Source organism: Pseudomonas sp. zjy_15, from assembly GCF_043101865.1.
Lineage (GTDB): Bacteria > Pseudomonadota > Gammaproteobacteria > Pseudomonadales > Pseudomonadaceae > Aquipseudomonas > Aquipseudomonas putida_Y.
The window spans coordinates 1-19,192 of the sequence record NZ_JBICII010000071.1; the positions used below are offsets into that span (position 1 = coordinate 1).

Genomic DNA, 19,192 nt, shown 5'->3' on the forward strand with positions numbered 1-19,192 from the left:
GCATTCGAGAGCAAGGCGCTCGATCAGATGACTATGGACGCCAGCAGGGCGCTGCGCGATGGAATGGAGCCGCGCAGGATCATCAGGCAGATGGGACTGTAATTACGGGATTCCACGTAATTGCCTGGCAAGGGGTTGCTGTCATCGCAACGCCTGGTGCGCCCCACCGTTTCGGGTTAGTCAGGCCCGGCTATACACGACCCCTTGGGCATCGCTTAAACAATGGCTATACACAACCCCCCTGGCATCGGCTTGGCTGCAACGTACATACCCGGAATTGCGGGCATGTAGTGGTGAGCAAAACCGACCGGGGTAGACCTGGGCTCGCGTTGATTAAGCGCCCGGTTCCCGAGCCTCGATTGTGTCCGCATCGGGCAGGGTGAACAATCGGTTCACCCCGTGACCTACTCGTAGCAGGTGCCGCCCAGTACCCCGCGGCGGGGTGGTGGATGAAGTCACATGCTAGGGCGGGAGCGTAGGTACTTCTCGTTTTAGGTATATGTTTAGGTATACAGTGGTGGCATCAAGCTATTTAGAGCCATATTTAGCTGGGGAAAAGGTGCCCGATTCGACTCCTGTCTCCGCGTAGGACAATTTGGCCGATGGTGGTTTTTTGCTATTGGGCCATCAATGTAAGCCCGCCAGGTGTGGGCTTTCTTATGCCTGTCTTTTCTCATCAGGCCTGCAAACCTCGGACTTAGCCGTTCCACCCCCCTGTAGGAGCGGGTTTACCCGCGAACACGGGCGAAGCCCGTGCCATCCACCACCTACCCAACGCAATTAAACATGGTCCTATAACCCAAAGGCTCCTGCTTCCCAGGCGCAGCAGCGACCTCTAAACCCACCGGCGCGCTGTGAATGCATAATCGGTAGTGGGTGCCGGTTTTGCTCGTGCTTAAGCTTTTAATCGGCAAAATATTGCCGGTTCCTGCCGTGCGCATTAGTTTAATCGGCATTCAAATGCTGATTAATGGTGTCGCGATGCCGTTCAGACTCACGATCCAAGCTTTCTCCGATGGTGCATGGCGCGAGGCAGCGACACTCTCGGTTGAGAACCCCGAGCGTGTTGCTGATGGAAGCTGCCTTGTCGCCTACGACGACTCCTTCATCGCGATCTGCTGAACCGCATTCTAGCGAACACCGATAACCACGGCCGCAACACCTCCATCATGCGTGTGGGTGGGAGGTTTCGTTTGGCGCCAATCTATGACCTCGCGCCAATGATCCTGGATGAAGAGGGCATCACACGGACGACGAAGTGGGCAGCGGAGCGCAAGGGGTCTTCCAATTGGCGTGATAACTGCGCTGAGCTTGTTGGTTACACCGATCCCGATGCCCTGCTGCAACGGTTGATGCATGCGGCCGAGGCATTCAGGGCGTTGCCCGATCTGCTGACCGATGCGCCCGAATCGATGCGCAATGCCGCCTCTCTACCCGTGAATAACCTGGACAAGCGACTCGTGGAGTGGGGACTGCGATGAAAAAAATACAACCTGAAGAGCGCGCCCAGCTCGTAGAAGATATCGTCAAGCGCAACGCGGCGGGGCTCGACCCAATCGGGACATCCATCCGCCGCCTGCGGCTCGAAGTCACCGGTCTTGACCAAGAGACCTTCGCGGCCATGTGCAAAATGTCCACGAAAAGCCTGTACGAACTGGAAAGCGGGAAGTCGAATCCGAAGCTCAGCACTTTGGAGGCCGTGCTGCGTCTTTTTGGCGTGCGGATGGGTATGGTGATGACCGCCAAAGATAAGCCCACTGCAACGCTCGTCGGCAACACTGTCGGCCAGTTGAAGGCCGGTGGGCCAACCGCTGTGGCCACGCCGCTGGCCAGTTCCTGCGTGGTGGCCGGAGCGAAACGAGGGAAAAGCCCTGCGGCAGCCAAAGCGAAGAAGGCAGTGTCGAGGCCGGCATCGCCACGGGCACGGAAAAGCAGTCGGGAACAGTGAGATTGATGTGGGATGCAAATAAAGTCTCATCCCATTTTTCTCTAACTGATAGGTTGCGGCATTAAGTCTGGTTCAGTTACACCACTTCCCGGGACACGATCGCCCCGGGCCCCGGAAAAACGCGGGGCTGGAATCGTTCCAAGCTGGCGCTAGCCTCAGAAGCCCCAGCGTCCTCTCAGCTACCAGCCATCAGCCTTCGGGTGGCCTTTTCGCAGTGGCGGTCAATACTTCTCTCTATACGCAGGCGTGTTCCTGGTGGCGCGCGCCGCTGGGAGGTGTCTGGTGAACAAATTAACGATTGTGGGTGCCGGCCTGGTCGGCGAGGCGGCGGCGCAGATCATCGCCCGGGATGAGTTGTGCCGTGAGCTGGTGTTGATGGACGTGCAGGGTGAACTGGCGCAGGGCAAGGCGCTGGACGTTTGGCAGGCGGCTGTGGATTCAGGTTCCGATACCCACGTTCACGGCGGGGCCAAAGCCGAGATGCTGGAGGGTTCCGAGCTGGTGGTGATCACGGCGGGCGTGCCGCGCAAGCCCGGCCAGTCGCGTCAGGACGTATTGAGTACCAACCTGCCAATTCTCGACAGCATCATGGCGAATATCAAGAAACACGCGCCGACAGCGACGGTGCTGGTGGTGTCCAACCCGGTCGATGTGCTGACCTATCGCGCCTGGAGCGTCAGCGGGCAGGGGCGCGACAAGGTGTTCGGGCAGGCGGGGGTGCTGGATACCGCGCGCATGAAGTGCTTCATCGCCGAGCAAACCGGGTTTTCTGCGCGGGATATCACGGCGCTGGTGCTGGGCGGGCATGGCGACAGCATGGTGCCGCTGATGCGCTACTGCCAAGTCGGCTCGGTGCCGCTGTCGCACTTCTTGTCCAGCGAGCAGATCGAACAGATTGTCGAGCGCACCCGTAAGGGCGGCGGCGAGATTCTGGGGTTGAAGAAGACGGGGAGCGCCTGCGATGCACCGGGCGTGGCCATTGCGCAGATGGTCGATGCCATTGCCAATGGACGGAACCGTATTTTGCCGGCGGTGGCGATTCTTGAGGGCGAGTATGGGCGAACGGATATCGCCATGGGTGTGCCCTGTGTACTGGCAGAGAAGGGGCTTGCGCGGGTGATCGAGTTGCCGCTGGATGCGCAGGAACAGGCGATGTTCGACCACTCGGCAGACCAGGTGGCGCGGGATATTGCAGAGATGAAGGCGTTGTAGGGCTTGAAGCGTCATGCACCGGGTGTGGCGGCTCGGGCAGTGGGGGAACATTTTGCCTCCGTACCTGTCACACCCGTTCATTGGGATTCAGACCCACCATTACCAAGGAGAGGTAGGCATGGCTTTCGACGCTTTTATCCAAATCGACGACATCGCTGGCGAAGCGCTGGATGAGCAGTACACCAACTGGATCGAGATCAACGGCTATAACTTCGGTGTCAATCAAAGCACGTCCGCTACCGCAAGCTCTTCCGGCGGTGCAACGTCGGGGCGTACCACCTTGACCAACTTTACGTTCACCAAGTTTCTCGACAGCGCGAGCTGCAAGCTGCTGGAAGCCAGCTGCTCGGGCCAGCATCTCAAGGAAGTAAAACTTGCGCTTTGCCGGGCAGGCACCGACAAACTCAAATATTACGAGATCGTGCTGGAAGAGGTCATCATCGCCGACTACTCGCAGAATGCAAGCTCGGGCGTTCCCATCGAAATCGTCCAGTTGAACTATGGGCGTATCAAGACCACCTATACCCGCCAGAAACGTTCCGACGGCAGCGGTGGCGGGAATGTCGCCGGCGGTTGGGACCGGATCAACAACAAGAAGTACGCGTGAGGTAGGGCCATGTCCGAAGCACGCAGCTTCATCAACCCCAGAACCCAGTCTTATCAGTCGCTTAAAGCCAGCACACCGTTGTCGGGGTATGCCAAGAGCAAGTTCGATGTGTTGAATGCCCACATTGCCAACAGCGTGGTCATGGCCGGGGAGTTGGTCATCCTGGGTGACGCTGGTACTCCTTCCTGCACCAGCCACGAAGCATTACTGATGGCCAAAGCTGTCGAGGTGCATGCTGGCCTGCTAACTAGCGGCGTAGACGCGGATGATTTTTTTCTCGAGCACTTCGACTTGCTGCAGAGCTTGCTGGCTAACGCCTCGATTGGGGCGGGCGCCGCTAGCGAGGGCTGGAGCAAGCACCTGACCAATATCAAGACCACCCTTGTAGAAATCGAGAAACTGCACCGCGACTACCTCAGTTCTGGCACTCTCGCTGCCCGTGATGCCTTCTACGCCAAGCGCTCTGCACTTTTCATGAAGCTTGAAAAGCAATTGGGCAACGTTGCTGCGTATGGTTCTGGTTTACGCCGTCAGGGCAAGATCAAGCAGGCATTGGGCATCTCGACCCGCAGTTATCTGCATACCGGCGAGATTTCCGGTTATGCCGAAAAGGTATCTGGCGTTGCCAGGGCGTCGAACTTGGTGAAAAGGGGCACTTATATCGGTACTGCGCTGGATGTGGCGTCCACCGGCCTCTCAATTCATAAGGCCTGCACCACGGGCCGGGAGGATCAGTGTCGGCGCGCCAAGTATGTCGAAACCTCGACGTTGATGGGTAGCCTGGCGGGCGGCAGCGCCGGGGGCTATTTGGGGGGTATGGCAGGCACCGGTATTTGTGCCGTCGTTCTGGGGGTCACTACAGGCGGCCCCGGTGCACTTGCTTGTGCTGTCGTCGGAGGAGCAGTGGGCGGTAAAGTCCTCGGAGATGCCGGGGGCAAGGGGGGCGAGATATTTGGTGACTTTTTGTATGGCGAGGTATCGGAGTGAATGAAGTTGAGCCTGGGCTAATTGCGATTCTGATTCTTGCACCCATGATGCTGGCGATGGTCGTACAGTGTTTCATCGCACATAAATACACTGAGTACTACGAGTCGTTGCTAACGCGCTGTAGCTTCGTGACCGGCAATAAAATCACGTTTCAACATGCAGGCCTTCTGGGCAAGGTTATGCGTACGGGTTTGATCTCCATGGTGCTGGCTATACCGAGCCTCTTCGTGCGCAGGGGGTTGATTGACTTCGATGAAGTCAAACGTTTCCCCTCAAGCATGAGACGACTGCTGGTGAGTCTGTTGGTCATTCACATCCTGCTGGCAACCGCGCTGATTATTTTCACTTACGCGTAGCCTGGCCGCTCCTGCATGGGGCGCGGTCAGGCCTGTCGGTTTTGCACGAGCCGTGCAGCCCTCAGCGCTGATAAGCCTTGCCAAAATGCCGTTCCAGCCGCGCCTGCAGCAGTTCCAGCAGTATCGACAGCACCCAGTAGATCACGGCGGCGGTGGTCAGCATTTCCAGGTAGCGATAGCTCGAACGCCCATACGACTGCGCCAGAAACATCACCTCCCAAACCCCCATCACGGAAATCAGCGACGAGTCCTTGAGCATCGAAATGAACTGGTTGGCGGTGGGCGGAATGATCACCCGCATGGCCTGGGGCAGGATGATGTGGCAGAAGATCTGCGGCGTGCGCATGCCCAGCGCCAATGCTGCTTCACGTTGCCCGCGGGCCACGCCGAGGATGCCGGCGCGGAAGATCTCGCTCAGGTAGGCGCCGTAGTTCAGCGACAAGGCAATGATGCCGGCGCTGATAGCGCCGGGTACCAGGCCCACCTGCGGCAGCCCCAGGTAGATCAGCAGAATCTGGATCAGCAGCGGTGTGCCACGGAAGAACGAGGTGTAGAAGCTGGCCACACCCACCAGCACCGCGCTGTTGGATAACCGTGCCAGCGCGGCGGCAAAGCCGAGCAGCACGGATACCACCATCGAGCACAGGCACAGGAACAGGGTCAGTGCGGCGCCTTGCAGAAAACCATTGGGCCCCAGCTTGAAACCGGCCAGGTTGGGAAACTTCTCCAGAATGATGGCGAACTTCAGGTCAAAGCTGAGGAAGAAGGCGACAAACAGCCCGAACAGCGCCAGCCAGGTCAGCAGTAACCGGGTGCGAAATCCGAACAGGCCGGCGCCCGCAGGCTTTGCCACGGGCTTGGGGGAGGGAGGGAAGGTGCTCATTTGCTGATGTCGGCGCCAATCCATTTCTGCGACAGCTTGGCCAGGGTGCCATCAGCCTTCAGCTCGGCGAACACCTGGCGTACCTTGGCATCCCACTCGGGGTCGCCTTTTTCGATGGCCACTGCGTTGGGCTCTTCATACAGCGGCGCGCCGGCCAGCTTGAAGCGCTTGTCCTGCTGCAGGCGCGGCTGCGCGGTCACCAGGTTGGTAATGATGGCGTCCAGGCGCACGCCAGTGCCCAGGCCCAAGTCCTGGAAGGCGACGTTTTCAGTGTCGTAGGGCGCAGCCTGCACGAAGTCGAACGGGTAATCGATCTTCTGGTCTTCCTTGCCTTCAATGACCAGGTTCTTGTTCAGGTAGCTTTCGTAGCTCGATGCACTGATCGAACCCACCTTACGGCCTTCCAGGTCTTTGGCACCATGGATGCGCTCATCCGAGGCATTGACCACGATCACGGCGGGCGATGCGTAATACTCCACGGGGAAGTCGAACACCTCGGCGCGCGCCTTGCTCGGGGTCATCGAGCAAATGCAGATGTCGTAGCGCCCGCTCCAGCGGCCAGCGGCAATCACGTCCCAGGACGGTGTTTCCAGGCGCAGTTTGACGCCGAGCTTGTCGGCCACTGCCTTGGCCACGTCCACGTCGTAACCGTCGAGCTGGTTATGGTCATTGAGGAAGGAAAACGGCGGGTAGCTTTCCATCAGCACATTGACCATTTCCTTGCGCGATTCAACCCGCTCCAATGTGGCGCCAGCAAAGGCTTGGGTGGCAGTTGCGAGCAGTACAAGGCCCGCACCCAGCAGAGAAGAAAATCGCATGTACATACCTGATATGTTGGGCAAATGGGTGATAGGGTATTTAATAGTTATAACCCCAATCCCCATAATGAATTTTATTCATAAGAACCTTCAGAGAAGTTATATGGCAGAGCGAACGATGGTAATTCTGGACGGTGGCATGGGCCGAGAGCTGCAGCGCAGCGGTGCGCCGTTTCGCCAGCCCGAGTGGTCGGCGCTGGCGCTGAGCGAGGCGCCGGAGGCGGTCGTGGGCGTGCATGCAGCCTTCATCGATGCGGGTGCGCAGGTCATCACCAGCAACAGCTATGCGGTAGTGCCGTTCCACATCGGTGAAGAACGCTTTGCCGCCGAAGGGCGACAGCTGGCCCATATCGCAGGCCAGCTCGCGCGGCACGCGGCAGATAGCGGCGCGCACCCGGTCAGGGTGGCAGGTTCGCTGCCGCCGCTGTTCGGGTCCTACCGGCCCGACCTGTTCCAGCCCGAGCGTGTGGCAGAGGTGCTGTCCCCGCTGCTTCAGGGCCTGGCCCCGCATGTCGACCTGTGGCTGGCCGAAACCCAGAGTTCCGTGGCCGAAGTGCGGGCCATACATAGCCATTTGCCGGCAGACGGCAGGCCGTTCTGGGTGTCCTTCACCCTGCAGGACGAGGACGTCGACGACGTTCCGCGCCTGCGCTCCGGTGAACCCGTGGCCGAAGCCATCGAGGCCGCAGCCAGCCTGGGGGTGGCTGCGGTGTTGTTCAACTGCAGCCAGCCGGAGGTGATCGGCACCGCCATTGATGTCGCGCGCTCGGTCATCGAGCGACACAACGCCGAGATTGCCATCGGCGCCTATGCCAACGCCTTCCCGCCGCAGCCCAAAGAAGCCACTGCCAACGATGGCCTGGACGAACTGCGCGAAGACCTCGATCCGCCGGGTTACCTGGCATGGGCCAAGGACTGGCGTGCGCGTGGTGCCAGCATGGTCGGCGGTTGCTGTGGCATCGGCCCGGAGCACATCGCCGAGCTGAAGCGCAACCTCGCCTAAGCGCCTACGTGGCCGGGCGGCTTTTTCAGCGCCCGGCCCGCAGCCATTAAAAAAAACGCCACTCAGACCCGGATTCCATCGTTTTTCAGGCCCCCGCCATCTCCCTATAGTCCGCTGAAGGCCGATGCTGCATCGGTGTACACAACTCAGCTGGGCGGGAACCGGATATGAACAACAACGAAAAATTCGAGGGCAATGCTGCGGCCGGTGTGGGGACGCGGGTCGTGTGGAGCGGGGAGCAGGTGCAGCACCCGTACAACGCCACGCAGACCCCGATCGTGGTCAGCGCCGCTTATGGCTACAACGATATCGATGCCTGGTACGACGTGGCGCAGGGCAAGCAGCCTGGCTTCATCTACAGCCGCATGAGCAACCCCACGGTCGCCACGCTGGAAGCAAAACTGGCCGAACTGGAGCAAGCCGAGTCGGCAGTCGCGTTCAGCAGCGGCATGGCGGCCATCAGTGCCGTGCTGCACACCTTCCTGTCCAACGGCAAACGCGTGGTGTCGACCCGCGACAGCTATGGCGGCACCAACAAGATCTTCGAAGAGTTCCTGCCGCGCATGGGCGTGCAAGTGTGCCTGTGCGATACCTTGGACACTGAAGCGCTGGAGCGCGAGATTGCCGCCGGTTGCGACCTGCTGTACCTGGAAACGCCCACCAATCCGACGCTGAAGGTGCTGGACATTCGTCGGCTGAGCGCCGCTGCGCACAAGGTGGGGGCGCTGGTGGTGGCCGACAACACCTTTGCCACGCCACTGAACCAGAACCCGCTGGCGCTGGGCGTGGATGTGGTGGTGCACAGCGCGACCAAGTTTCTGTCCGGGCATGGTGACGTGTTGGGTGGTGTTGTCTGCGGCGCGGAGGCGTTGATGGCCCAAGTGCGTCACTACCGGGAAATCAACGGTGCGGCGCTGGACCCGTTCTCAGCCTACCTGATCATCCGCGGTATCAAGACCCTGGCAGTGCGCCTGCGCCAGCAGCAAGCCAGTGCCATGGCGCTGGCCCTTTACCTGAGCACCGAGCCGCTGGTCGAGGCGGTGAACTACCCAGGTTTGCCGGCGCATGCCGGGCATGCCATTGCCAAGGCGCAAATGCGCGGTTTTGGCGCCATTGTCAGCTTCGTGCTGAAGGGCGGCATGCCAACCGTGGCTCGTTTGCTACCGCAACTGAAGTATGCCCATCGGGCCGGCAACCTCGGCGCGGTAGAAACCATCTATGGCCCGGCGCGCACGACCAGCCATGTCGAGAACACGTTGGAAGAGCGTCTGGCGCTGGGCATTTCCGAAGGGCTGGTGCGCATTTCAGTGGGTATCGAGGAAACCGATGACCTGCTGGCGGACCTGGCACAGGCCTGTGCATCGGTGCGTCAGGAACTGGCCGCAGCAAAGGAATTGCACACTGACGCGTATGCCTGCCAGAGCCAGGTGCAGGCCTGAGGCTGGCGCGTAGCACTCACCCATGCGGTGGGTGCCACTTCATGAAGTCGAACAAAAACAATATGCAAGGCAACTCGATTCGCTCTGCCAAGACGAGGTCGTTGCTACGTCCTTGCCCGCCAACTTTCATGAGTAACCCACAATGTCCGTGCAAACAACCACAACTAGAAATGCCTCGGCGCATACCTTCAAGCAGGATATGCAAACCCGCCACATCGTCATGCTGGCACTGGGCGGTGTGATAGGCACCGGCCTGTTTCTCACCTCGGGCTACACCGTTAACCAGGCCGGCCCATTGGGCGCGGTCATCGCCTACATACTCGGCGCAATCATGGTGTACCTGGTCATGATGTGCCTGGGCGAACTGGCGGTACACATGCCGGAAGTCGGCTCGTTCAGCAGTTATGCCACGCGTTACCTCGGCCCGGGCACCGGTTACATGGTGGCCTGGATGTACTGGCTGACCTGGACGGTGGCCATCGGCTCCGAATTCACCGCCGCGGGCATCCTGATGGTGCGCTGGTTCCCCGACACGCCGGTATGGATGTGGAGTGCGCTGTTCGGTGCCGCGGTGTTCATCAGCAATATCATTTCGGTGCGATCGTTCGCCGAAACCGAATTCTGGTTGTCGCTGGTCAAGGTGTTGGCCGTCATTGCCTTTTTGGTGGTGGGCGGCGGGGCCATTCTGGGTGGCTTCGAGATCCAGCAGGCGCACAGTACAGGGCTGGGCAATTTCACCCGTGAAGGGTTGTTCCCCACCGGTTTCTGGTCAATTGCCATGACCCTGCTGGCAGTGGCCTTCGCGTTCTCGGGTACCGAGCTGATCGGCATCGCTGCCGGTGAAACCAAAGACCCGGAAAAGAACGTGCCCAAGGCCATTCGCACCACGGTCCTGCGCCTGGCGCTGTTCTTCATCGGCACCATCTTTGTACTGGCCACCTTGCTGCCGCGTGAACAGGCCGGGGTTATTGAAAGCCCGTTCGTGATGGTCTTTGCGATGATTGGTATCCCGTATGCGGCTGATATCATGAACTTCGTCATCATCACCGCGCTGCTGTCTGCCGCCAACTCGGGCCTCTACGCCGCTTCGCGCATGCTCTGGACCCTTAGCGACCAAGGCAACATGCCCCGCCGTTACGCCACGCTGTCGCGCCGCGGCACCCCCTTCAATGCGATCGTGCTGAGCATGGCTGGCGGCATGGCTTCGCTGTTGAGCAGTGTGTTCGCCCCCGACACTATCTACCTGGCGCTGGTGTCGATTTCAGGGTTGGCCGTGGTGGTGGTGTGGATCAGCATCGCGGCCAGCCAGATCGCATTCCGCCGTCATTACATCGCCAGCGGCGGCAAGCTCGAGGACCTCAAGTTCCGGGTGCGTGGCTACCCGTTCGTACCACTGGGGGCCATTTTCTGCTGCGTACTGGCCTGCGTCGGCATTGCCTTCGACCCTGCTCAGCGTGTTGCCTTGTACTTCGGCTTGCCCTTCATTGCCTGGTGCTACCTGGCCTATTGGCTGACGTGCAAGTATCGCAGCCGCCGTACGGGCCCGGTGGAAATTGTCGCCCCAGGTTCCGAGGCCGCCTGAGCAGGTGATACTAGGCCACCGGAACCTAGCCACGAGAAGCCGCCGATGACTCAGAAAACCCTGCCCCCCCTGAACTGGCTGAGAGCCTTCGAAGTGTCGGCGCGTTACTTGAACTTCACCCATGCGGCAGAAGAGCTGCACCTTACCCAAGGGGCCGTGAGCCAGCAGATTCGCCACCTGGAAAGCCAATTGGGTGTGGCGCTGTTCAAGCGCCTGCCGCGCGGGTTGGGGCTGACCGAAGAAGGGCAGTCCTACCTGCCGGTGGTGCAGGACGCCATCAGCCGCCTTGCCGTCGGCACCAATGAAATCTTCGGGCAACGCCAGCGTCGGCCCCTGAAGGTGCGGGGCAGCCTGTCGTTCCTGCACTTCTGGCTGGCCCCGCGGCTGGCCGACTTTCGGCGTTCGCACCCGCAGGTGGACATCCGCTACATCAGCAACCTGTGGGTCAAGGAGCTGGATGCCGAAGATGATCTGGAAATCCGCTGGGGCAGCGGGCAGTGGCCCGGCGTAGAGGCGCAGCGCCTGACCCGCGACGTGCTGGTGCCGGTGTGCGCACCCGCGCTGCTGGCCGGTTGCCCGCTGCGCGACCCGCGCGACCTGGCCCGTGTGCCGTTGCTGCATGTGCTGGGTTACGAGGAGGGGTGGGGCTACTGGCTGGAGCGGGTCGGTGCCGATCAGGTCGATTCTTCCAGCGGCCTGCAATTCGACACGCTGGTGTCGACCCTGCGCATGGCGGAGCTGGGGCTGGGGGTGGCGCTGGCACGCTCGTCGCTGGTAGAGGACCTGCTGCAGGAGGGACGGCTGGTCGCTCCTTTTACCCAGCGTATCGAGGCAAGCGAGTCGTTTTTCCTGGTACGCGGCCTGGGTGAAGCGTTGTCCCCGGATGCCCAGGCGTTCAGCCATTGGCTGGTGGCCATGGCGCATCGTTAACTTATGTAGCTATCTGGAGCACCGATGCAGTACACATCCACGCGCGGCAACGAGACACGGGTCGATTTCCGCACGGCATTGCTTTCTGGCCTGGCCGACGATGGCGGGCTTTATGTGCCCACCTCGGTGCCGGTGTTCAGCCCACAGGAAATTGCCAGCTGGTCGTGGTTGCCCTTCGACGAACTGGCCTGGCGGGTAATGGCACCGTTTGTCGGCGATACCCTCGACGAGCCTACGCTCAGGGCGCTGGTCAGCGACAGCTATCGCGGGTTCCGCCACCGCGGCATTGCGCCGTTGCAGCAGCTTGGCCATAACGAATGGATCCTGCAGCTTTTCCATGGGCCTACCCGGTCCTCCAAGGACTTTGCCGCGCAGTTGCAGGCGCGCTTTATCCGGCACTTTCTGGGGGCGGAGTGCGAGCGGGTCATGCTGGTCGGTGCCAGCAACGGCGATACCGCAGTAGCGGCTATCGAAGCGTTGCGGCATTGCCCGGCAGCAGGCTTGCTGGCGCTATACCCCAGCGCAGGCACGCCCGCCGACCGCGCGGCAGTGATGCGTAGCGCCGCGTCCGACAGCGTGAGCTGCGTGGCCGTGGATGGCAGCTTTGACGATTGCCAGTCGCTGGTGTCGGCGCTGCTGCGTGACTGGCCATGCCCCGGGCTGATTCCGGTCAGCTTCAACTCCACCAACTGGGTCGGCGTGCTGGCGCAGATCGTGTTCTATTTCCACGCGGCGCTGCAGCTCGGTGGCGGGATACGCCCGGTCGGGTTCAGCATCCCCACGGCCAGTTTTGCCGAGATTTACGCGGGGTTCCTTGCCCAGAAAATGGGCTTGCCGATCAACCAGATCATCGTCTCCACCAACCGCAACGATGCCTTGCATCGGTTCATCCACTGCAACCGCTACAGCCGTGGTTCACCCAGCCAGACCTTGTCACCGGTCATGGACTTTTCGCTGTTCTCCAACCTGGAGCGCTTCGTCTGGGAACTGTATGACCGCGATGGTGGGGCGACCCGGGCGCTGATGGAGCACTTCGAGGCGTGTGGCGAGCTGAGCATCGGCAACCGCCAGTGGTTGCATGCGCGCATGCTGTTCGACTCCTATGCCGTGGACGACGTGCTGATTCGCGAAGAAATTGTCACGCTGTTCCACGAAACGGGCAGCGCAGTAGACCCCCATGCCGCAACCGGGGTATTCGCCGGGCGCCTGCACCGGCGCAACATCGGTGCGCCCATCGTCACGCTGGGGCAGTTTGCCCCCGAAAAGTCTGCCGGGCTGCTGGCGGAGCTGGGGGCCTGGCACGGTGAGGTGCCCGCCGGCGCGGTCGGCACAGCGGGCGATGGGCCGCTGTTGGCACCTGACGATCTGGCCGGTGTTCATGCCTTGTTGGCCCGGTTGCAGGCTGGGCGATGAAGCGCATCCTCGACCCCCTGGACGAGCGCATTCTCGCCGAGCTCACCGCCAATGCGCGTATCGCCCACGCCGAGTTGGGGTTGAAGGTGAACCTGTCGCGCAATGCGGTACGCCAGCGCATCGAGCGCCTGGAGCGCGACGGCGCCATTCAGGGTTATACCCTGCGCATCGGTGAGGGCAGGCGGCCGGCGTCGTTGATCAACGCGGTGATCTTCGTCTACCGCTATGACCGCATGCGCGGTGAGGCGGTACTCGATGCGCTGCGCCAGATCCCCGAGGTGATCCAGTGTGAAGTGCTCAGCGGCGAGTTCGACCTGATGTTGCGCGTCGAGGCCTCCAGCCCGGAGCGGGTGCACCATGTGTGGAAGGAAATCGCTGCCATGCCTGGGGTGGAGAACACGGTGACATCGTTCGTCCTGGCTGCGGTGGTCTGAAGCGCGTCTTAGCATTGGCTAGCACAACGCCGCCTGGGTTCGCGCCCAGGCGGCGTTGTGCGTTCTGCCCTGGCGCAAGCGTGCGTTTTGCACTGGCCAGATTGGCCAATAAATACAGCGGATTGCCATATTCAACTGGCAGTGCTCGGCTCTTACGCTTGTCCTCATCGACCCACTGCCTGGACAGGACAGCAAACCATGACCGAATACAAAATTGCACTCGTTGGCTTTGGTGGCGTTAACCGCGCGCTTGCCCAACTGATCGCCGAACGCAATGCGCGCTGGCAGCAAGAGTTGGGCTTTGGCCTGAAAATCGTTGGTGTCACCGACTTGTTCCTGGGGTCGGTGATCGACCGCGACGGCCTGGATGCCGCCATGCTGGCCGCGCTGCCGGCCCAGAAGGGCGCGCTGGCGCAACTCCCTCAAGGTTCGGCCGAGGCGTTCAATGAGGCGGTGATCAAGCAATCAGGCGCCGACATCATCGCCGAGGCCACATTCACCAACCCCAAGGACGGTGAGCCGGCAGCAACCTTCTGCCGCTGGGCGCTGGAGGCGGGCAAGCACGTGGTGACCACCAACAAGGGGCCGATTGCCTTGCATGCCCAGGCGCTCAAGGCTTTGGCCAAGGCCAACGAAGTGTCGTTCGAATATGAAGGCGCCGTGATGAGCGGCACGCCGGTACTGCGCATGGCGCGCCAGACCCTGGCGGGCGCCGGCCTGGTGGGTTTCGAGGGCATTCTCAACGGGACTTCGAACTATGTGCTCACGCGCATGGAGGAAGGGCTTGGCTTCAACGAGGCGGTGGCCCAGGCACAAGCGCTTGGCTTTGCCGAGGCTGACCCGACCGCCGATGTGGAAGGCCATGACGTACGCCTGAAGGTGGTGATCCTCGCCAATGAGTTGCTCGGCGCCTGTCTGCAGGTGGGTGATGTGGCCTGCAGCGGTATCAGTGCCATCGACAGCGCCGCTATCGAGCAAGCACGGGCGGCGGGCGAGCGCTGGAAGCTGATCGGCAGTGCCCGCCGTGAAGCCGATGGTTCGGTGCGAGCCAGCGTCGAAGCGATGCTGTTGCCTGGCCATCACCCCCTGGCGGGTATTTCAGGCGCCACCAATGCGCTGGCGTTCGACACCGAGTTGCTGGGGGCTGTAACCGTGTCCGGCCCGGGGGCGGGGCGCATCGAAACGGCTTTTGCCCTGCTGTCGGACATTGTCGCCATTCACGCGGCCGGCCATTCGGCCTGAGGAGCAACGTTCATGAGCCTGACTTCCGTATCGCGGGCGCTTGTTCAGCAACCCGCCTTGATCGATGTGTACAACCCCTTCGATGGCAGCCTGGTTGGCAGCGTCGACAACCTCGGCGCAGAAGCGGTGCCTGCATTGCTCGCCCGTGCCCGTCAGGGTGTGCGTGAAAGCGCGGCGCTGCCCCGGCACCGCCGGGCGCACATTCTTGAACACGCCGCTCAGCTCATTGAACGGGATGCGGCAGACTTTGCCGGCCTGATCGTCGATGAAGCGGGCAAGACCCTGCGCCAGGCCGAAAAAGAGGTCAAACGCTGCATCAACACGCTCAAGCTGTCTGCCGAAGAGGCGCGGCGCAACGCCGGTGAGGTGGTGCCTTTCGATGCCTATGAAGGCTCCGAGTCGCGTCAGGGCTGGTTCACCCGCGAGCCGTTGGGGTTGATCCTGGCCATTACCCCGTACAACGACCCGCTTAACCTGGTGGCGCACAAGCTGGGGCCAGCACTTGCAGGGGGCAATGCGGTCATTCTGAAACCCTCGGAACTGGCCCCTCTTTCTGCCCTGAAACTGGTGCAGTACCTGGTTGATGCAGGGCTGCCGGAGGCCGTCGTTACCGTAGCCACGGGGGGCGCCGAACTGGGCAAGGCGCTGGTGGCTGTGCGTGAGGTGCGCATGGTTTCCTTTACGGGCGGTTTCGCGACGGGCGAACAGATTGCGCACGGGGCTGGCTTGAAAAAGCTTGCCATGGACCTTGGCGGCAATGCCCCGGTGCTGGTGCTCAAGGACTGCGACCTTGAGGCCACGGTCGAGTCGTGTGTGTCGGGCGCGTTCTGGGCGGCCGGGCAGAACTGCATCGGCACCCAGCGCATTCTCGTAGATGCCTCGATCTATGAGGCGTTCCGCGAACGCTTCGTGGCATTGACCCAGGCGATGGTCTGGGGCGATCCGGGCCGGCGCGAAACGGATATGGGGCCGATGATCACCGAAGCGGCTGCCCGACAGATCGAAGAACGCGTCAACCAGGCGCTTGAGGGCGGTGCCCGCCTGCTCTGCGGCCACCAGCGTCAGGGGGCGATCTATGCGCCGACAGTGCTCGAAAGCGTTGACCCCGTCAGCCGGCTGTGGCTTGAGGAGGTTTTTGCGCCGGTGGTGATGCTGGCGCCCTTCGAGACTGTCGAGCAGGCGATAGCGCTGGCCAATGCCCCGGAGTACAGCTTGCATGCCGGTGTGTTCACCCGCGACCTGTCGCTGGCGTTGAGCCTGGCCCGGCGTATCGAGGCCGGCGGTGTAATGATCAACGACTCTTCCGACTACCGCTTCGATGCCATGCCATTTGGTGGCGCCAAGTATGGGAGTCTTGGGCGTGAGGGGGTGCGGTTCGCCTACGAGGACATGACCCAACCCAAAGTCGTCTGTTTCAACCAGATGGGTTGAGGGGGAGGGTACCTCGATGATCACTCGCTACGGATCAAGCGCGCGGATGTCACTGGCGGTCAGTTACAGGGGCCTGTTCGAAACGGCAGGCATCGTGGCCGATGACCTGCAACAGGATGTGCAGGGGCAGTTGCGTCAGGCGCTGAGCGTGATCGACGGCCTGATGGTGCAGGCCAACGTCGGCAAGGCGCAGCTGACGCGGGTTCAGATGTGGCTTGCCGACTACCGCCACTTCGACCTGGTCAACGAAGTCTACGACGCCTGGTTGCAAGGCTGTGCAAAACCGGTGCGGGCCTGCGTGGGCGCCGACCTGGGGGATGGCTACCTGGTAGAGGTGCAGGTGTTCGCTGTGTGCCCCGAATAGTCTTTTTCTCTATGACGAGTGCCACGGGTCAGCGCACAAACCGTGGTACCGCCCGTACATAGATCAGTTCACTCACCAGCTCTACCAAGGTTTGTGTGATCACCGCCGCTGCCGCCAACCCGCGCATCTCTTCTGGCAACGCCAGCGCCAGCGGCAGCACCACCAGTGAGTTGCGCGTGGCTGCGCTGAAGGTCACCGAGCGTGCCTCGCTGGCAGGCAGGCGTAGCAGGCGCGCACAGATAAAGCCGAGCACCGGCGCCAGCAGCATGAAGCCGATGTATACCGGAACCACCGGCAGCAGGCGGTCGAAATCACGCAGTACCACGACAATCTGCGAAGCGATCACCACCATCAGCACCAAGGCCATGGCCGGCACCGGCAACCACGCCCAGGCGTCGTTCCAGGTCGCGACGGCGCGCGAGCGCCGGGCACCGGCGCTGGTGAGTACCGCGAGGGCCATCGGCACCACGATCAACAGCACGAAAGCTTCCATGAACGGAGTGATGGAGATTGCCACCTGGCTGCTGCCACCCAGCATCAGGGCCAGGTACACCGGCAGCAGCACCAGTTGCGCCAGCAATAACAGGGGGGTGGCGGCCAGGGTCAGGCGTGAGTCGCCTTTGCCAATGTGGGTGAACACCACCACGTAGTCGATGCAGGGCGTGAGCAGCACCAGCAAGGCCCCGACGAGGATCGCCGGGTGTTCCACCAGCCCGCGGGTAATGGCCCAGACAAGCAGCGGAACGAGAACGAAATTGGCCAGTAGCAGGGCCGTGATGAAGCGGCGGTTACCCAGGCCCTGGCGCAGGTCGAGGAAGGGTATTTGCAGGAACATCGCGTACATCAGCACGGCGATGGCGGGGGTGATCAGGGCTTCAAGCTGGCGCGCAGTGTCGCTGGCCAGCAGGCCGAAAACGATCGCGGCCAGTACGGCGGCGAAGTAGATGGGGATCTGCCGGGTTTCGAGTTGCTCTCTGGTCAAGGTGTGGCCTGTGGTTGGTGGTGTCAAACAGGGTAATACGTGATGGCACGTGGCTGCTCGAAATCATTCCCTGTGGGAGCGGGCGTGCCCGCGAACACCGGCGCAGCCGGTGCCATCCACCGCGTAGCCTTCTTCGCGGGCACGCCCGCTCCCACAGGATGTGTATCAGGCCTGCGAACGTGTTTCATGGTCCGTTCACGAAAAAGCCCGGCACTGGGCCGGGCTCTTTCACTTCAGGCAAGCGCCAATCAGTTGCCGTAAACCGGCAGCTTCTTGCAGATGGCCTTGACCTTCTCACGGACGGCGTCGATCACCGCTTCGTTGTTCAGGTCGGCCAGGATGTCGCAGATCCAGCTTGCCAGTTCCTTGCACTCGGCTTCCTTGAAACCGCGGGTGGTAACGGCTGGGGTGCCGAAACGCAGGCCCGAGGTGACGAATGGCGAACGCGGGTCGTTCGGTACCGAGTTCTTGTTGACGGTGATGAAGGCTTTGCCCAGGGCGGCGTCAGCATCCTTACCGGAGATTTCCTGCTTGATCAGCGACAGCAGGAACAGGTGGTTCTGGGTGCCACCGGAAACCACGTCGAAACCGCGCTCGATGAACACGCTGGCCATGGCCTGGGCGTTCTTCACGACCTGCTGCTGGTAAGCCTTGAACTCTGGCTGCAGGGCTTCCTTGAAGCAGATGGCCTTGGCCGCGATGACGTGCTCCAGCGGGCCGCCCTGTGCGCCCGGGAAGACGGCGGAGTTCAGCTTCTTCTCGATGTCGGCGTTGGCACGGGCCAGGATCAGGCCGCCGCGCGGGCCGCGCAGGGTCTTGTGGGTGGTGGTGGTGACCACGTCGGCGAACGGAACAGGGTTCGGGTACACGCCAGCGGCAACCAGGCCGGCAACGTGGGCCATGTCAACGAACAGGTAGGCACCGACCTTGTCGGCGATGGCGCGGAAGCGGGCGAAGTCCAGAACCTGCGAGTAGGCCGAGAAGCCGGCAACGATCATCTTCGGCTTGTGCTCGACAGCCAGGCGCTCGACTTCGTCGTAGTCGATCAGGCCATTGCCGTCGATGCCGTACTGGATGGCGTTGTACAGCTTGCCCGAGGAGCTTACCGAAGCACCGTGGGTCAGGTGGCCACCGTGTGCCAGGCTCATGCCCAGGATGGTGTCACCGGCCGACAGCAGGGCCAGGTAGACGGCAGCGTTGGCCTGGGAGCCAGCGTGCGGCTGTACGTTGGCGTAGTCGGCGCCGAACAGCTCCTTGGCACGGTCGATGGCCAGTTGCTCGACGACGTCGACGTACTCGCAACCGCCGTAGTAGCGCTTGCCTGGGTAGCCTTCGGCGTACTTGTTGGTCAGGACCGAGCCCTGAGCTTCCATGACTGCCGGGCTGGTGTAGTTTTCCGAAGCGATCAGCTCGATATGCTCTTCCTGGCGCAGAGCTTCTTGCTGCATGGCTTCGAAGAGCTCGGCGTCGTACTTGGCAATGGTCAAATCACGGCTGAACATGGCGGTCCTCAAGGATCGGGGTAATTTGGGTGTGCATTCTAACCGATTGATTCGCGGCT

At 61.7% G+C, this 19,192-nt stretch carries 19 protein-coding genes and 1 pseudogene; 16 read left to right on the top strand and 4 right to left on the bottom strand.

The genetic code is table 11. The features are described from left to right. Positions 1-891 precede the first annotated feature (891 nt). The 7 genes and pseudogenes from ACF8EF_RS13940 (at position 892) to ACF8EF_RS13970 (ending at position 5,110) form a co-directional block, all read left to right on the top strand. Positions 892-1,122 carry a hypothetical protein gene (locus tag ACF8EF_RS13940; RefSeq protein ID WP_392460854.1) on the top strand — a complete coding sequence of 77 codons (231 nt, stop codon included), beginning with the start codon at positions 892-894 and terminating at the stop codon, positions 1,120-1,122. Continuing rightward, positions 1,104-1,481 (top strand): annotated as a pseudogene (locus tag ACF8EF_RS13945) (HipA domain-containing protein); the annotation flags it as partial. The gene ACF8EF_RS13940 and the pseudogene ACF8EF_RS13945, both read left to right, overlap by 19 nt. Then, positions 1,478-1,948, top strand: a complete 471-nt coding sequence (locus tag ACF8EF_RS13950) for a helix-turn-helix domain-containing protein (protein WP_392460855.1) — start codon at positions 1,478-1,480, stop codon at positions 1,946-1,948. The pseudogene ACF8EF_RS13945 and the gene ACF8EF_RS13950, both read left to right, overlap by 4 nt. Before the next feature lie 282 nt (positions 1,949-2,230). Next, positions 2,231-3,160, top strand: a complete 930-nt coding sequence (locus ACF8EF_RS13955) for a malate dehydrogenase (protein ID WP_392460856.1) — start codon at positions 2,231-2,233, stop codon at positions 3,158-3,160. Between the two features lie 118 nt (positions 3,161-3,278). After that, positions 3,279-3,767, top strand: coding sequence for a type VI secretion system tube protein Hcp (locus ACF8EF_RS13960; protein WP_047605116.1), 489 nt, complete (start codon positions 3,279-3,281; stop codon positions 3,765-3,767). Positions 3,768-3,776: 9 nt separating this feature from the next. Further along, positions 3,777-4,754: a hypothetical protein gene (locus ACF8EF_RS13965; RefSeq protein WP_209968109.1), complete on the top strand. Its 978-nt coding sequence runs from the start codon at positions 3,777-3,779 to the stop codon at positions 4,752-4,754. Next, positions 4,751-5,110 carry a hypothetical protein gene (locus ACF8EF_RS13970; RefSeq protein WP_020191670.1) on the top strand — a complete coding sequence of 120 codons (360 nt, stop codon included), beginning with the start codon at positions 4,751-4,753 and terminating at the stop codon, positions 5,108-5,110. Before ACF8EF_RS13965 ends, ACF8EF_RS13970 begins: the two co-directional genes overlap by 4 nt. 61 nt (positions 5,111-5,171) lie before the next feature. On the opposite strand, the gene ACF8EF_RS13975 is transcribed toward ACF8EF_RS13970, so the two are convergent. Further along, positions 5,172-5,993, bottom strand: a complete 822-nt coding sequence (locus tag ACF8EF_RS13975; protein WP_003247513.1) for an amino acid ABC transporter permease — start codon at positions 5,991-5,993, stop codon at positions 5,172-5,174. Continuing rightward, positions 5,990-6,811, bottom strand: coding sequence for an ABC transporter substrate-binding protein (locus ACF8EF_RS13980; protein WP_003247511.1), 822 nt, complete (start codon positions 6,809-6,811; stop codon positions 5,990-5,992). Before ACF8EF_RS13980 ends, ACF8EF_RS13975 begins: the two co-directional genes overlap by 4 nt. Before the next feature lie 118 nt (positions 6,812-6,929). On the opposite strand from ACF8EF_RS13980, the gene ACF8EF_RS13985 reads away from it, so the two are divergent. From ACF8EF_RS13985 to ACF8EF_RS14025, 9 genes are all read left to right on the top strand, one after another. Further along, on the top strand, positions 6,930-7,814 hold the full coding sequence (locus ACF8EF_RS13985) for a homocysteine S-methyltransferase family protein (RefSeq protein WP_209968104.1): 885 nt from the start codon (positions 6,930-6,932) through the stop codon (positions 7,812-7,814). Between the two features lie 167 nt (positions 7,815-7,981). After that, the gene (locus tag ACF8EF_RS13990; RefSeq protein WP_392488372.1) at positions 7,982-9,253 is read left to right on the top strand and encodes a cystathionine gamma-synthase family protein; all 1,272 of its coding nucleotides are present in this window, start codon (positions 7,982-7,984) and stop codon (positions 9,251-9,253) included. Positions 9,254-9,395: 142 nt separating this feature from the next. Further along, positions 9,396-10,835, top strand: coding sequence for an amino acid permease (locus ACF8EF_RS13995; protein WP_392460859.1), 1,440 nt, complete (start codon positions 9,396-9,398; stop codon positions 10,833-10,835). A 45-nt stretch (positions 10,836-10,880) separates the two neighbouring features. Further along, positions 10,881-11,765, top strand: coding sequence for a LysR substrate-binding domain-containing protein (locus ACF8EF_RS14000; RefSeq protein ID WP_176685610.1), 885 nt, complete (start codon positions 10,881-10,883; stop codon positions 11,763-11,765). A gap of 24 nt (positions 11,766-11,789) precedes the next feature. Next, positions 11,790-13,178 (top strand): threonine synthase, encoded by a 1,389-nt coding sequence (locus ACF8EF_RS14005; protein WP_176685611.1) that lies wholly within the window; start codon positions 11,790-11,792, stop codon positions 13,176-13,178. Next, the gene (locus tag ACF8EF_RS14010) at positions 13,175-13,612 is read left to right on the top strand and encodes an Lrp/AsnC family transcriptional regulator (protein ID WP_010951921.1); all 438 of its coding nucleotides are present in this window, start codon (positions 13,175-13,177) and stop codon (positions 13,610-13,612) included. The genes ACF8EF_RS14005 and ACF8EF_RS14010 overlap by 4 nt, the downstream gene beginning before the upstream one ends. A gap of 198 nt (positions 13,613-13,810) precedes the next feature. Next, positions 13,811-14,854 (top strand): homoserine dehydrogenase, encoded by a 1,044-nt coding sequence (locus ACF8EF_RS14015; RefSeq protein ID WP_176685612.1) that lies wholly within the window; start codon positions 13,811-13,813, stop codon positions 14,852-14,854. A 12-nt stretch (positions 14,855-14,866) separates the two neighbouring features. Then, positions 14,867-16,285 carry an aldehyde dehydrogenase family protein gene (locus ACF8EF_RS14020; protein ID WP_176685613.1) on the top strand — a complete coding sequence of 473 codons (1,419 nt, stop codon included), beginning with the start codon at positions 14,867-14,869 and terminating at the stop codon, positions 16,283-16,285. Positions 16,286-16,301: 16 nt separating this feature from the next. Next, on the top strand, positions 16,302-16,649 hold the full coding sequence (locus ACF8EF_RS14025; protein ID WP_256122407.1) for a RidA family protein: 348 nt from the start codon (positions 16,302-16,304) through the stop codon (positions 16,647-16,649). A gap of 28 nt (positions 16,650-16,677) precedes the next feature. Here the strand turns inward: ACF8EF_RS14025 and ACF8EF_RS14030 are convergent, their stop codons facing one another. Both ACF8EF_RS14030 and glyA read right to left on the bottom strand, forming a co-directional pair. Then, positions 16,678-17,631: an arsenic resistance protein gene (locus ACF8EF_RS14030; protein WP_176685614.1), complete on the bottom strand. Its 954-nt coding sequence runs from the start codon at positions 17,629-17,631 to the stop codon at positions 16,678-16,680. A 248-nt stretch (positions 17,632-17,879) separates the two neighbouring features. Beyond that, positions 17,880-19,133: a serine hydroxymethyltransferase gene (gene glyA, locus ACF8EF_RS14035; protein WP_014589625.1), complete on the bottom strand. Its 1,254-nt coding sequence runs from the start codon at positions 19,131-19,133 to the stop codon at positions 17,880-17,882. Positions 19,134-19,192: the final 59 nt, after the last annotated feature.